Origin of the sequence: Bythopirellula sp. (assembly GCF_041737835.1) — a bacterium.
GTDB lineage: Bacteria > Planctomycetota > Planctomycetia > Pirellulales > Lacipirellulaceae > Bythopirellula.
Window position 1 is genome coordinate 122,823 of the sequence record NZ_JBGSQY010000040.1, and the last position, 12,730, is coordinate 135,552.

Consider the following 12,730-nt stretch of genomic DNA (forward strand, 5'->3'; position numbering starts at 1 on the left):
GGTTTATGACTTGGAATCGCTAATTACTGATTCCAGATCTCGCGAGCCATGTAGAACGCGAAAGATCTCGATCTCTTCACTCACGATTCTACAGAAGACGAGGTAGTCTCGAAATTGTGTCACGGGCCTGACGCGTAGGTCGGTGTATCTACAACCGTCAACCAACTGAATCGGACTCAGTTCTGGCCAATTTTGTACAAAAGCGAGCGTTTCGTCTAAGCTTTTCAAAAAGCGGATTGCGGTATCGTTGCTGAATTCCTGCAAATGGGCAGCACACGATACGATGTCGATATGGGCCGCGCTAAGAATACGCAAAGGCCTCATCAGAAGCCCTTTTGAGCTGCGCGATCGTAGACTTGTTGCTTGAGTTCCTCCAGGTATTCGGCGCTCCAAATGCGACCCGGACCACTATTAATGCCTTCTTCAAGCAAGGCTGGGAGTCGTGGGTTGGTCTTTAAGCTGGCAAGGAGTTCCTGTGTCTCTCGATCGGCCGTGACAAGAGCAGAAACGTAATCTTCCAGTGAGGAATATCGTCCTGAGGTTACCTGGGCGCCGGCAAACTCAGTGATTGAATCCGGCAGATTCATTTCGATTTGCGACATCAGATGCTCCCGTACTCCCAAGTTAACGACTGCCTAAATTCTATCACTCAACGCACTAAATTCCAATTGAGTTATACCGCCACCCCTAGCAGTCTCAAGAACGGCCCGAAGAACGCCTTGGCTCCGGCGTCGACGCCGTGGACGCTGTCCCACACGTGCGAGCCGAATCCGATTTGAGCGAGCACATAGCCGCCGAGCGCGATCTGGCCGATGGCGATGTGGCCCGTCACGAATTGGCCTAGGCCGAAGTATGCGCCGATTCCCAATTGGCCGATGGCAACAATCCCCGTGGCGGCTTGGCCTAAGCCGAGTCCTAAGCCAATCGCGAGTTGCCCGATCGCGATGATTCCCACCGAGGCATGACCGATGGCGATCACTCCGCGCGCGAGCCGGCCGACCGCGATGAAGCCGTGGGCGACGATCCGCCTGCCCGTCTCAGGGCACTTGCCGTAGGTGTAGTGCAGAATCGGCAGCGGGCCGATGTAGCCGTGTGATTTGAACTCTTCGAACCGCGAGCCGCTGGGATAAACATATCTCCGCCAGATGCCCAGGGCGGTTTCTTCCCACTGGTACTCAATTTCCTTGAACAGCAGGTTGTCGTTGGCCCCGAGGGAACCGGCATTGGCGGTCATGCGTCGAATCTCCGCGATTATGATTTCGTGTTGTTCGCTATTCGCCGGGGAGGATGGTATCTTGGCGGAAAAATTCCGTCATTCTGAGGGAGCCTAGGCGACAGAAGAATCTAGCTTCCTGACCTACACGTCTTCAATACGTGAGGGTACGAGAGGCCAGATCCTTCGGTCGGCAAGCCTCTCTCAGGATGACTCCCCTGGTTCAAAACCGCCTCAACCCCGCGATCCAACGAACCAGCGCTGCTCGGGTTTTGGCATCGAGAAGCTGACCTTCGTCAGTCGCCGCGGGGCGTTCGAGGATGCTTACAACGAACCCTTTCTCGCGAAGCTGCGTGATGTCTTGCTTCACGAGCGGGGCAAAGCTTGAGTTCGCCGACATGATGGTCAGTAGCGAGAGTTGATTCGACGGCGAATTGTCGGGGATCGTGAGCGTGCGGGGGAGGGGGGCATTGTCGGCAATCACGCCGCTCAGTTCATCGGCCCGCCGCAGCCCCAGGGCATAGGCTACTTGGCCCGCCTTGCCGCTGCCGGCGATCACGGTCCGCTGCGGATCGGCGTTGAATTTTCCCTTCGCCATGCGGACCAAGTTGTCGAGATATTCCAAGTCTTCAAACTGCCAACCATCTTCGCCACTCGGCCGCGGCATCAAGAGCACCAATCCTTGCGCATCGCAAACCGCTTGCCATGACTTGGCGAGCGCCGCCTCTTCCTCTTCACCTTTCTCGGGAAGCCAAACCAACAGCCCGGGCTGATCCGGATTCTTATCCGGCATGAGAAACTTGGCCTCTTGCGGAAATTGCGGCAGCTTCAAGGTTTCCAGTTCACGCGGCTCGGCAGGTTTGAGCGAGCCCTGTTGATCGAGATCGACGCTCGTCAGGATGTTGTCTGGCAGAGTCGTGAGCTCGGTCGAGAGCTCTCGCTCTTTGTCATCGCGCATGATCGTAAGCTTGATTTCTTCCTCGGGTTGCAAAGCTCGCAGTGCCGCCAAAGCCGCGGGAAGATGTGCTATTTCCGTGTCGTTGATTTTCGTCAGCCGATCGGCAATTTCAACACCTGCGCGGGCCGCGGGGGAACCGGGCCACACGTGGGCCACGACAACTCCCTTGTCTTTCGCTTTTTTCGGCTCGGCTTTCGGCAAGAGGCCCAAGAAGGCATGGCGATAGGGTGGCAACTCGCCGGCGAGCGTGATTTCGGTGTCGAGTTCTTCCGCTTTGTCCCCTTCGCCGCGTCGCAAGGAAATTGTTAGCGTGTCCCCCGCGTAGAGAGGCTTGGTCAAAAACTGAAGTTGCGACTGTGTGGCCACGCTTTTACCATCGACCGCGATGATTGTGTCGCCCGTCTGCCAAGCCGCCTCAGCCGCCGGGGAACCGGGCCATACTGTATGAATCACCGGCGGTTCGACAAAGGGGCTGCCCGCTTTCAGGGCTACGCCCAACTTGCCGGGAAGCAAATCTTCGCCTTTCTTCCACCGATCAAGCGTTGTGAGGACATGCTCCAGCGGTACCGCAAAGCCAATGCCGGAGTCGTAAAACTCGGCGCCGGCGACTTCGCTTTCCGCCCCAGCGCCCGCCGGTTGCGGTGACATGGGAACGAGTACCCCAAACACGCGGCCGCGAATATCGACCAAAGGTCCGCCATAGTTAGCCGCGGAGACATTGGCATCGGCTTGCACCACGCGACCATGCATGCGATTGAGCGCGCTGATAATCCCCAGCGAAGTATCGACTTTGTCGGTCTGAAACGTGCGTCCCAACGCCAAGGCCCATTGCCCCACGGCGATCTCCCGCTCAGGAACAAACGTCGGCACGGGGAGTTTGTCCTCGGCTTCAACTTTCAGCAGCACCAACATGCGATTGAGATCGCGAGCCACCAACTCTGCGGAGAGTTGGTTGCCATTGGGAAGCGTCACGAGAATCGAACTCGGCCGCTGTGCGAAGTTGAACGCGCTCGACACGATGTAGCCATCGGGGGTCACGATCAAACCGGTTGATGGACCTTGTGATACCGTCGTTTCACCGATGCGCTCGAAACCACCCACCGTCCGAATCTGGACGACCGAATCTGCAACCGCTTGGGTGGCTTGGTTGATGGCTTGTTGTTCGAGAGCGTAATCGCGATCCGCCGCATAACTAGCAGTCGCAGTTAGGGACAACGCCAACATCACGAAAAAGGCTTTGCAATTCACGGCGCGGCCTCCTCGGAATCTTCCGCGGTGGGTTCGTCTGTGCTCGTTTCTTCTGCTGGCGAGTCTTCAGAAGTTGCAACAGGTTCTTCCGCGAGTTGCAAACTCGTCTCGACAATCACGCCATCGCGCAGCACAACCAGATCGATTTCCTCGCGTTGATCGTGATATGACAATTCTTCAACAAGCGCTCGGCAGGAAGCGATTTGCTTGCCTGCGGCGAACACGATCAAATCATCCGGCCGTAAGCCAGCTTGCTCGGCACTCGAGCCTTGCCGCACGGCGTCGATGTAAGGGGGCGTGAGCCGCAACACATCGGGAATCAATCGAATGCCGAGCAATTCAGGGCTCAGCGAATCCTCGGGAAGTTGCGACGGCGGTTCGACGTTATTCGCGCGACCGGCAATCATGTTGTCGACGCTCTCGGCGAAACTCGTCACCGGCAAAGCATAGTTGAGCCACGTGCCCGTGACGCGGCTTTTGAGTTCTTTGCCCAACAGGCCCAAGAGTTCGCCTTGCCAATTCACCAGCGCCCCACCCGTCGCACCGGGGTTGTTGGCATAAGCATCAGTGATGTAGACATTTTCACGGTAAGTCGTGGCAAACGAACCACGGCGCGCATCGAGCGGCGCGATCGCGGTGATCATGCCTTGCAGCACGCTCACCGGTTCATCACCCGCGGCGATGCCGTATAAATTGCTGAGGGCCATCACACGTTCGCCGATGGCCACTTCGGGCTTTTGTTTCAGATCAAAGTAGGGAACGGTTTCCCCTTCTTCAAGCGGCAGTTTCAAGAGCGCCAGTTCACGCAAAGGATCGGTCCCCACACGCTCGGGCAAAAACTTTCGCCCATCATCAAGCACCACTGCCAGGTCATCGGTATCAAGCACATAGCTCAACGTCGTGAGCACATGCCCTTCTGGCGAAACAATGATGCCCGACTGATAGGACTCCATTTGTCGCAAACCGCCCGCACCATAAATCTTGACGACTTTTTGCTGTGCTTGGCGAATGACTTTGTGCAGATCTTGAGCCTGCAAATCGCCGATGACGAGCAGCGTTGCCAACCAACAAATCCATTTGCAGACGGCGCGCCTCATCAGTTGGTCGCCTCCGGGGCAGGGGCCACAGCATCAATCTGCCAAGAAGTAATTTGCAAGTCGGCAAACTCCTTATCGCCGTGACGTACTCGCCACCGCTTGGGCAAACGCTTACCGTTAACTTCGCCGTAGTCTGAGAAATGAATCACGCAGGGGTCGGCATCATCGGACGGCGACATCTCCAGGCCCACGAGCTCACCCGTGGCCGGTGAAAAGAGTTGACGAAATTCGAGGCCCGCATGATAGCCGACCAGGCAATCGACCAGTTCGCCATTCTCGCCCAGCGGTAATTGCCCGAGATAAAACACTTCGCCGAACTTCTGCAGGCCTTTGTCGAACATCCGCTGCCAGAGATGCAGCGACAATAAGAACCCTCCAGAGCCGGGGGGACTCAATTGCGTATCGAGTTCACCGGCGAACACCGCGCCAAACTGGCCCGTGGGCAAACGCATCTCCGCTCGGTCAGGACCAATCTTGAGCGTGAACTCGCCATCCTTGTTGGTGCCAGCAAGTTGCCAAGCCGTGCCCATTTGTTCCAGATGGTTTTCTGCACGAAACTTATTCCAAAGTTCCTCTTGCTTCTGCCGGTTGTACCAATAGTTGGCATAGCCGCGAACTTCTTCGTAACGCGCTTTCACCGCCGCAGGCATCTCGGGCTCTTTTTTGAGCAGCTTATGCAGATCGGGAATCATGCCCGGCTTTTTTTCTTTGCCTTCCTTGGGCTCTTCCAACGGATCATCGGAGGGCTTTTTCTCCTCCGAGGGCTCCATAGGCTCCGCTTCTTGTTTTTGAATCATGTCGATCAGCTGCGCGGGGTCATGCACTCCCGGCAGTCGCACAGTCACCTTGTGATTCTGACCATCCCGACGATACGTGAGTGTTGTGACCCAATCACGCGGGAATGTGCCAAGGGCCGTTTTGAGCGCATTGGCCGTTGTGATTTCACGGCCGGCGAACTCTACGATTTCATCTCCATAACGCAATCCACGGCGATAGGCGTCGCTGGTTTCCAGAATGTCGTCGACCACTACGCGGCCAATCTCGCCGGTACTCACGGTGAAGCCCAGCGAGGCGTGATCGACGATCCGTCCCGCTTCAAGGTGCGAGAGAAATTTCTTGATCTGATTGATCGAAATAGCATAACCGACGCCGACGTTCACACGGCCACGCTTTTCAAACGAGCCACGGCCGTTGATGCCGATGAGTTTGCCGTCGGCATCGAACAAAGCGCCACCGGAATTGCCGGGGTTGATCGCCGCATCGGTTTGCAGACAGTCGGCGTATTCCAGCAGCGTGCCGGCGGGATACTGATAGCGATGCACACCCGAGATAAATCCATAGCTGACGGAAGGAGTAAAATCGTCGGCCAATAAAAACGGATTGCCAATCGCGAAAGCCCAGTCGCCGACGCGCACCTTGTCGCTATCGCCCAGCTCCGCCGTGGGAAAATCATCACGACCGAGCAATTGAATCAAGGCGACGTCGCCCACGGGATCTAGGCCCACGATCACTGCATCATAAAGCTGGCCATCGTTGAGTCCGCATTTCATCGTCGCGCCACAGGGGGCTGTGACGTGAAAATTGGTGAGCGCCAAACCATCAGGCGTGATCAACACGCCTGAACCACCCCCTTGGCCGCTCGACTCAAATATGGCGACCGCGGCGGCTGAGGCCCGCTTCACGACTTCCACGCGCTCGGCTTCGGTGGCAAGCACCTGCGGATCAGGCGTGACTTCGCCACGCGCAATTCCCCCGAACGCAGCCAGCAGCAAACAACAGTTGATTAGTAGCGGGTATTTCATTTCACCAATCGTGCGTCGACCACGTGTAGCCGGTCGCCCAAATCGAGGTTCTCTCCATAGTCCACGATCAGCTTGAGTCGCTGTTTGCCGGCAATATCCAAATCGATGGCCACCGGTTCGGCGGTGCCGTCGATGGTTTGCTTGAAGACCTGGGCGCCGTCGACTTCGATTGCCAGATCAACGCTCCCCTGGGATTGGGTTTGCGGATCGATCCCCGCAATTGCCACGAATCGCCGCAGACCTCGAGGCAGTCGATATTCAAGTTCCGAGCGGCTGCGAATCGCCAACCCTTTATCGTAAGTCGTGAGCGCAGTGTTATCTTTGCCGGGCCACGAGAGCGTGAGTGGCGAACCCGTGAAGGAAATGTTCCGACGGAACTCACCGAAATTTTGAATTGATTCCGCACTTGTGGGCAGCGCCACAAGTGGCGTCCAACTTGAGGTGAGCGGCTCAAGGTCGCTTAAATAGGTCAGCTTTCCGAGAGAGTAGTCGGCGCTGATGATATCAGCCAGCGGCAGTGTGAATTCCAATTTGCCAACGGTCGTTACGCGCAGTTCATCACCCGATTGCTCGATCTTAGCTACAGGCAGTAACGCTGCCGATGCGAGTTGCAACAAACAAACCGGCTCGGTGGATTCAGCCGCTTGCGCGTGAAAATATCCCAAAGCCGCGATCTTGGTCCGTTTGACGGGAATCGTGTCCCCATCCCAGGAAAACAATACCTGCTCAGGCAGCACGTCGCCGATGACTCCCTCAAGCGTTTCCGTTTGATCGGAATCCTTCTTGGTGATGACCAACACGTCGGCAGTAAGATCTTGCTGCCACGGTTGCGTACCGTCTTTCAAAGCCACGAATTGCACGTCGCGAATCTCCTGAGTGGAGATCGTGATCGTCTGCGGTGAGAGTGTCGTCGAGATTTTGGCTTGCCGATCAGCGACTGTGAACTCGGTGAACGGTATGCGTGTGCCATCGACCAATTCGACCGTTGGCGTGAAGACCACCTTGGCCACGGGAGCGTCGACCATTCGCACGGCCAGCAAATCCCTGGCAGGGATCGTGGTGGCTTTTCCCTCCACTTCAATGGTCAGCTGATCACTTTGCCAATCGGTGAGTTCTCCGGTCGATTTTTTACCATCGAGCTGGGTGAACTCGACCTGCTGCGCCCAAGCTGTTGATAAAAACAGCAGCGACACAATCACACAGCGGGTTAGGGAACAAATTCGCGACATATTTTTCGGCGGGGTTACTTCTGAGGCTCGTTGGTTGATTCATCGGCCAGATCGCGGAAATACTGTTCGATCAACTGGCGATAGTGGGCGGGATATTCACGGCCAATTTGTTGCATCGCTTCTTCGCGTTCCTTGGGGGGCAAATCCCCCCAACCCGACTTGTGGCCAATGTCGCTGGGATCGACCTTGCCGGGAGCTTGCATCGCGGGGAGTTGGCTGTCTTGCATCGGTGTGGAACCTTGGGCCGCGCCACCACCGCCACTTTGTTGTTGCTTTTGTTGCTCTTCAATCTTCTTGATCATGTTGTCGAGCGAATCGGACACCCCTTTTTCGACGACTTGAACCGTCTTACCCGCTTCGCCCAATTCCAGCCGCCGACGGACGTCGTTCATGCGACGCGAAATGTGATCGAGCGACTCATCTTTAAGCCCCGCCAGATCTTGGCGGATCATCTCGGCAATTTGACGATAACGCACTGGCAGTTGATCTTCGTGTTCTAATAGTTCCACGAGCGCGACACGGCTTTGATCGGGCTCGACGATTTGATGGTAGGCCACCATTCGATAGAACAACAAGCTGGCCGGGTCGACAACGTCGTCGGGCTTAATGTCCCCAACCGTTTCGAGCACTTCATCGTACATCGCTTGCTGGCCAAGCCAGCGGGCCACATACAGCCGCAGGTTCTGCTGAACGAACGCCGGCAAATCGCTGTCGCCGATCCAGCTCACGTCGGGTGCTTTGGGAATTTGCACCTCGGCATTGCTTTGTTTGACCAACTCGGCGACTTGCGGATCGAGCAGGGCTGCAGTTTCGACCACGCTATCCAGCAGTGCCGGGCCATCCATTTCTCGCAATGCCACCGACGGCCACAGCGACCGCGCTTCTTGTTTTAACTTGGCGTTGGCCTCGGATTGATCGATCCACTCGAACACCTCTCCCCGCACATCTTCATAAGCGGGCAGTTGCCAACTCGGCTCGAAGCTCAATTGCGCCCGCGCGGGCGCAACCATACTCACAGAGATGAGCGTGACAACGGCCAACCAAGTTTTGTCAGTGTGCGAAAACATGTCTGTTATCGATTGGTGCCTTGATCCAAGTCGCGGGTCGCTTCAAAAATCTGTTCCTGGCGTTCCGCCAAGCCGTCGAGCGCTTCTCGTAGCTCCGGTTCAAACGTGCGGTCTTCGAGAATAATCTTGTCGTAAAACTCGGTGCGATCGTTCACCCGGTTTTGCAATGCCCGAATCATACGCAATTCGGCCAACTGGTCTACCAGAGCTTGCTCGCCGGGTTCGCCACCGCCGCCTTGTTGCGAGGCCTTCTGCTCGCGCAGTTCTTTGAGCGCTTGCTGCAAAGCCGCCAGCGTTTCTTCGAGCGTGGCGATAATATCTTCTTCCAGCCCCTGCGTAATCTTGTCGGGCTTCACGCGGCGTAACCGCTCGGCGACGGTCTGCATATCTTCGCGAGCTTGCTGCAACGCTTCAGGAAACGCCACCGACGTGCCATCTTCACGCAGAAGCACCAGCGCGCGATCGGCTTCGTTGACGATTTGATCTTCCTTGCGGCCCAAGCTTGCGCTCGCGATTTCGAGTTCGTGATGAGCGATCTGCTTGGTCGTTTGGTCGAGCTTGACCGTTTCATCGTAAACTTCATTCTGTGCGTCGAGCATCTTGCGAATGCGGGCTTCCAACAGCACGAGCATCCGCTCCATTTCTTCTTCACGCAGTTGCCTGAGGATTTTTTCGAGTTCGGCCTTGGCTTGCTCCAGTTCCCGCAGCGCGGCTTCTTGCTCTTCGACTGCCTTTTCACGTTCGGCTTTTTTCAAGCGTTCTTCTGCCTGCTTCATCTTTTGTTGAGCTTGGCGAAGTTTCTGAACCGCTTTTTCGCCTGGGCTTTGCGATTTTTGTTGCTCTTGGCTCTCTGACGATTCGCCGCTCTCGCCAGCTTCGCCGGACTGACCTTGGGATTCGCTCGACGAACCTTGGGATTGGGAATCGGAGGGCTTGGAGTCTGAGGGCTGTCCTTCGCCCGACTGCGACTCGCCTGGTTTTGATTCGCTTGATTCCTTCGAATCGGATTCGCCCGGCTTGGGTTCACCCGCTTGTTGTTCGCCCGGCTTTGACTCCGATTCGGATTTCTCACCGGCTTGGCCTTCCTTGGATTCGGAGCCGCCGGGCTTTTTGTCTTGCGATGCACCTTCTTTTGAAGATTGCTCTTTATCCGACTTCGATTGCTCACCAGGCTTGCCGTCCTTGGAATCGGACTCGCTTGGTTTGCCTTCCGAGGATTTGCCATCGGAATTCTTGGCATCCGACTCTTTGCCTTCTGAATCAGCTTCCGAGGAGTTGTCTTTTTCGCTGACTTCGGTCTCTTCGATCTTGTTGCCCAGCTGTTTGGTATTGTCGGCCGTGCGATCTTGTTCGTCGCTGAGCTCTTTTTCGTTATCGCCACCCGCCGTGCGAGCGCGAATTCCGCGTTGCTGGCGAATCACTTTGTTGAGTTCCGCCAGATACTTGCTGATGCGTTGCCGCTCGGATTCGATCTGCCGATCGCGATCTTCCTGAAGCAACAATTCGAGCATCGCTTGCAGATCGGTTTGCAAAGACGTTTGACCGTCGTTCGCTTTGCTCAGATCGTCGGTCTTGAGCGCCTCGACAATCGCTTCAAAGCGACCCGGCAAATCTTTCTCACGGCTACGAGCCACGAGTTGTTGCAAGAGTTCCGCCCGGCGAGGTTGCGTTGCCTTCGACATTTCTGCCAATCGACCGGCCAAGAGTTCCAAGCGATCGTAACGTTCGGAGAGGGATTGCTCTTGCGTGGCCAGATCCGATTTCTGTTTTTCTTCTTGAGCGAAGAGTGAACCGACCGCGAGCGTGAGCATGAGCGCCACGCTCATGCAAAAGAATCGCCAGTGATTGAAAACTTGGATCATCGGTCTTCGCTCTCGATTATTCCTCATCGAGCAAACTACGCAGTCGCTCGCGGCGTTGGGCTCGGGTTTCTTCGCTCAATTGCTTCTGGTCTTCCACGATCCCGCGCAACAAGTCCACCAATTCATTGTAACTCTCCAGCTCCAGCATGCGGTCCAAAATGCGCTGCATGGCCGCGACAACTTCATCGGACTGGATAATTGCCGTGGAAAGCGCGTCGGCATTTCCGTTATCGTCGTCGAGGGCCGCGGGGATTTTCTGGACACGTTTTTCTAGCTCGGGTATCAAATCCGCCGCCACGACCCGCAACGGTTCGGCGATATCGCGGCCCAAGCGTTGCGTGAGCTCTTCGGTGTTAATGCGATTGTTTTCGAGTTCGATGACAATATCTTCAAACCCTTCGGCCACGCCAAACGTCTCGAAGCCAAGTTGCGACACATTCTGCAAAATACCCACGACCCGCAGTTTATCGCGTTCCTTGAGCTGAGCGATTTCATCGGCACTCAACGGCCTGCCGTCCTCGCCTTGGGGATTGAGTTCAATCCGCGTGAGCAATTCGCGTGTTGAAACCATCTTTTCGTGCAACGCTTCAAACCGTTGCCGTAGACCTAACTCGCGTTTTTCTAAGAGCGATCGCAACTGTGAGTCAGTCACCACGTCGAGTACAAACCGCTGGCTGGAACCGACGTGTGGTGCATCGTCTAAGTCATAGGCGTCTTGCGCTTTGACCGAGAGCGTCACTTGTTGCCCCGGCTTCAAGACGAGCAATCGTTCCTGCGTTTCGGGATCAATCGCCGCCAAATCAAACTGGCCGAGCTCGACATTCTCGCGGCTCGTGTCGGCAATGTTATCGAGCGGACGGCGCTGCGGCTCTTGTTTATCGACTTGACCATCGATCCAGGCTTGTGCCACGCCGTGATCGTCGACAATCGTCCCAACGAGTGGAATTGTCGCCTGCGGAGTGATCGCCGCGCCAATGCCGCGGAGTTGCACCGCGACCTCGGGGAGTTCATCGGGCACCATTGCGACCATCAGACGATACGGTTCGCGATTGACGACGCCGTCCTGATCGCGCAAATCAACGAGTAGGATGCGGTCTTCTTTAATCGTCGAGAGCGGGAAGCTGAATTCACGTGGCTTGTCGTTGGAAAGCTCCGCGGTAATTTCTTCTTTGGTCGCGGGGTCGTAAACGCGAACCTCTGTGAGCGGCTTGTTGACCTCGGCCTTGCATACAATCTGCGAACCGTAAGGGACTTCGACCCGCCCCGTGAACGGAATCGAACGCGGTGCCCAATCCAAATAGGCTGGAAATTCGCATTCCACGGCCGTCTGCAAAATCTGGGGGCGTTCAACCACATGCAATCGCAGATCGCGGATACGATCGTCGCCGCCGATCACGTCGAACGAAATATCGCCGGAGAGATTCTTGAAATCGTAATGGAACTTTTGGGCATCATCTTGCCCAGCGACCGCGGCACCGATTTGAGTCAGCGTATCGCGGCCCCGGCGACCATCGGCCAGTTCATAACGAATCTCAACTTGCTCGGGGGCAACGTGCTTGTCTGTGAGCGAAGCCAGTACTTGCAATTCAAAGTCATCGTCGCGGGCGACGTTGCGAACTCGCTCGCCATCAATTTCGTCGAAACCCGCGACCGCGAGCTGCACTTGCCGCGGCCAAAGATCATGAGACAGGGCCATCCGGTCGAGCCAGAAGTGATACGCGTTGGCACGCAGCGTAGCGAAGGCGACGATGGACCCCACGAGTGCGACCGCCGCCAAACACTTCCAGATCAATGGCTGGTACCGAAACACTCGGGTGAGCGAAACTTCTTGCAATCGGTGGCTGGCTTGGTTGCTCGTGTTGGTCAGCAATTCGCGTTGCTGCGGTGAGATGCTAAACCGGCTGTGCGCGGCTTGCAGCGTTGTGACCAAGCTTTCATTGATCTGGGGAAACGACCGTTCCAACAGCAAGGCCATGTTGTTGTCGGAGAGCCGGGCAAAGAACCGCGAGAAAAATTGCCGCCACGCCACAAAGCCGACCACAGCGGCGGCAATGGCCCACATGATCACGCGCAGCGCAGCGCTCGGTTCAAACGACCAATCCAAGAACAGAGCGATCCAAAAGGCGAGTCCCGCGGCAATCGTCGTCGCCGCAAGACCCTCGACGGCCACATATCCGCGCACGAGCAGCCGCAACCACTGCACCTTACGGGCAATCGTCTTGGGTATTGCAGTGGATAGGGAAGCGGAGGCCAT

At 56.4% G+C, this 12,730-nt stretch carries 10 protein-coding genes; all 10 read right to left on the reverse strand.

Features of this window, described 5'->3' with window-relative positions:
- Positions 1-3: 3 nt before the first annotated feature.
- Positions 4-324 (reverse strand): type II toxin-antitoxin system RelE/ParE family toxin, encoded by a 321-nt coding sequence (locus tag AC6T8Q_RS12100; protein ID WP_500679322.1) that lies wholly within the window; start codon positions 322-324, stop codon positions 4-6.
- Positions 324-602 carry a ribbon-helix-helix domain-containing protein gene (locus AC6T8Q_RS12105; protein WP_500679323.1) on the reverse strand — a complete coding sequence of 93 codons (279 nt, stop codon included), beginning with the start codon at positions 600-602 and terminating at the stop codon, positions 324-326. Before AC6T8Q_RS12105 ends, AC6T8Q_RS12100 begins: the two co-directional genes overlap by 1 nt.
- A 71-nt stretch (positions 603-673) precedes the next feature.
- Positions 674-1,234: a hypothetical protein gene (locus tag AC6T8Q_RS12110; RefSeq protein ID WP_500679324.1), complete on the reverse strand. Its 561-nt coding sequence runs from the start codon at positions 1,232-1,234 to the stop codon at positions 674-676.
- A 202-nt stretch (positions 1,235-1,436) separates the two neighbouring features.
- Positions 1,437-3,419 carry a PDZ domain-containing protein gene (locus AC6T8Q_RS12115; protein WP_500679325.1) on the reverse strand — a complete coding sequence of 661 codons (1,983 nt, stop codon included), beginning with the start codon at positions 3,417-3,419 and terminating at the stop codon, positions 1,437-1,439.
- Complete coding sequence (locus tag AC6T8Q_RS12120; protein WP_500679326.1) at positions 3,416-4,516, reverse strand: S1C family serine protease; 1,101 nt, start codon at positions 4,514-4,516, stop codon at positions 3,416-3,418. The genes AC6T8Q_RS12115 and AC6T8Q_RS12120 overlap by 4 nt, the downstream gene beginning before the upstream one ends.
- Positions 4,516-6,318 carry a S1C family serine protease gene (locus AC6T8Q_RS12125; protein WP_500679327.1) on the reverse strand — a complete coding sequence of 601 codons (1,803 nt, stop codon included), beginning with the start codon at positions 6,316-6,318 and terminating at the stop codon, positions 4,516-4,518. Before AC6T8Q_RS12125 ends, AC6T8Q_RS12120 begins: the two co-directional genes overlap by 1 nt.
- Positions 6,315-7,547, reverse strand: coding sequence for an NPCBM/NEW2 domain-containing protein (locus tag AC6T8Q_RS12130; protein WP_500679328.1), 1,233 nt, complete (start codon positions 7,545-7,547; stop codon positions 6,315-6,317). Before AC6T8Q_RS12130 ends, AC6T8Q_RS12125 begins: the two co-directional genes overlap by 4 nt.
- Positions 7,548-7,561: 14 nt before the next feature.
- On the reverse strand, positions 7,562-8,614 hold the full coding sequence (locus tag AC6T8Q_RS12135) for a hypothetical protein (RefSeq protein WP_500679329.1): 1,053 nt from the start codon (positions 8,612-8,614) through the stop codon (positions 7,562-7,564).
- A gap of 5 nt (positions 8,615-8,619) precedes the next feature.
- On the reverse strand, positions 8,620-10,476 hold the full coding sequence (locus AC6T8Q_RS12140) for a hypothetical protein (protein WP_500679330.1): 1,857 nt from the start codon (positions 10,474-10,476) through the stop codon (positions 8,620-8,622).
- Positions 10,477-10,492: 16 nt separating this feature from the next.
- Positions 10,493-12,730 (reverse strand): hypothetical protein, encoded by a 2,238-nt coding sequence (locus AC6T8Q_RS12145; RefSeq protein ID WP_500679331.1) that lies wholly within the window; start codon positions 12,728-12,730, stop codon positions 10,493-10,495.

What these genes read in the sequence shown, in the direction of transcription:
- AC6T8Q_RS12100 (WP_500679322.1), bottom strand. Translation starts at nt 324, where the DNA reads ATGAGGCCTTTGCGTATTCTTAGCGCGGCCCATATCGACATCGTATCG.
- AC6T8Q_RS12105 (WP_500679323.1), bottom strand. Translation starts at nt 602, where the DNA reads ATGTCGCAAATCGAAATGAATCTGCCGGATTCAATCACTGAGTTTGCC.
- AC6T8Q_RS12110 (WP_500679324.1), bottom strand. Translation starts at nt 1,234, where the DNA reads ATGACCGCCAATGCCGGTTCCCTCGGGGCCAACGACAACCTGCTGTTC.
- AC6T8Q_RS12120 (WP_500679326.1), bottom strand. Translation starts at nt 4,516, where the DNA reads ATGAGGCGCGCCGTCTGCAAATGGATTTGTTGGTTGGCAACGCTGCTC.
- AC6T8Q_RS12125 (WP_500679327.1), bottom strand. Translation starts at nt 6,318, where the DNA reads ATGAAATACCCGCTACTAATCAACTGTTGTTTGCTGCTGGCTGCGTTC.
- AC6T8Q_RS12130 (WP_500679328.1), bottom strand. Translation starts at nt 7,547, where the DNA reads ATGTCGCGAATTTGTTCCCTAACCCGCTGTGTGATTGTGTCGCTGCTG.
- AC6T8Q_RS12135 (WP_500679329.1), bottom strand. Translation starts at nt 8,614, where the DNA reads ATGTTTTCGCACACTGACAAAACTTGGTTGGCCGTTGTCACGCTCATC.
- AC6T8Q_RS12140 (WP_500679330.1), bottom strand. Translation starts at nt 10,476, where the DNA reads ATGATCCAAGTTTTCAATCACTGGCGATTCTTTTGCATGAGCGTGGCG.
- AC6T8Q_RS12145 (WP_500679331.1), bottom strand. Translation starts at nt 12,730, where the DNA reads ATGGCCTCCGCTTCCCTATCCACTGCAATACCCAAGACGATTGCCCGT.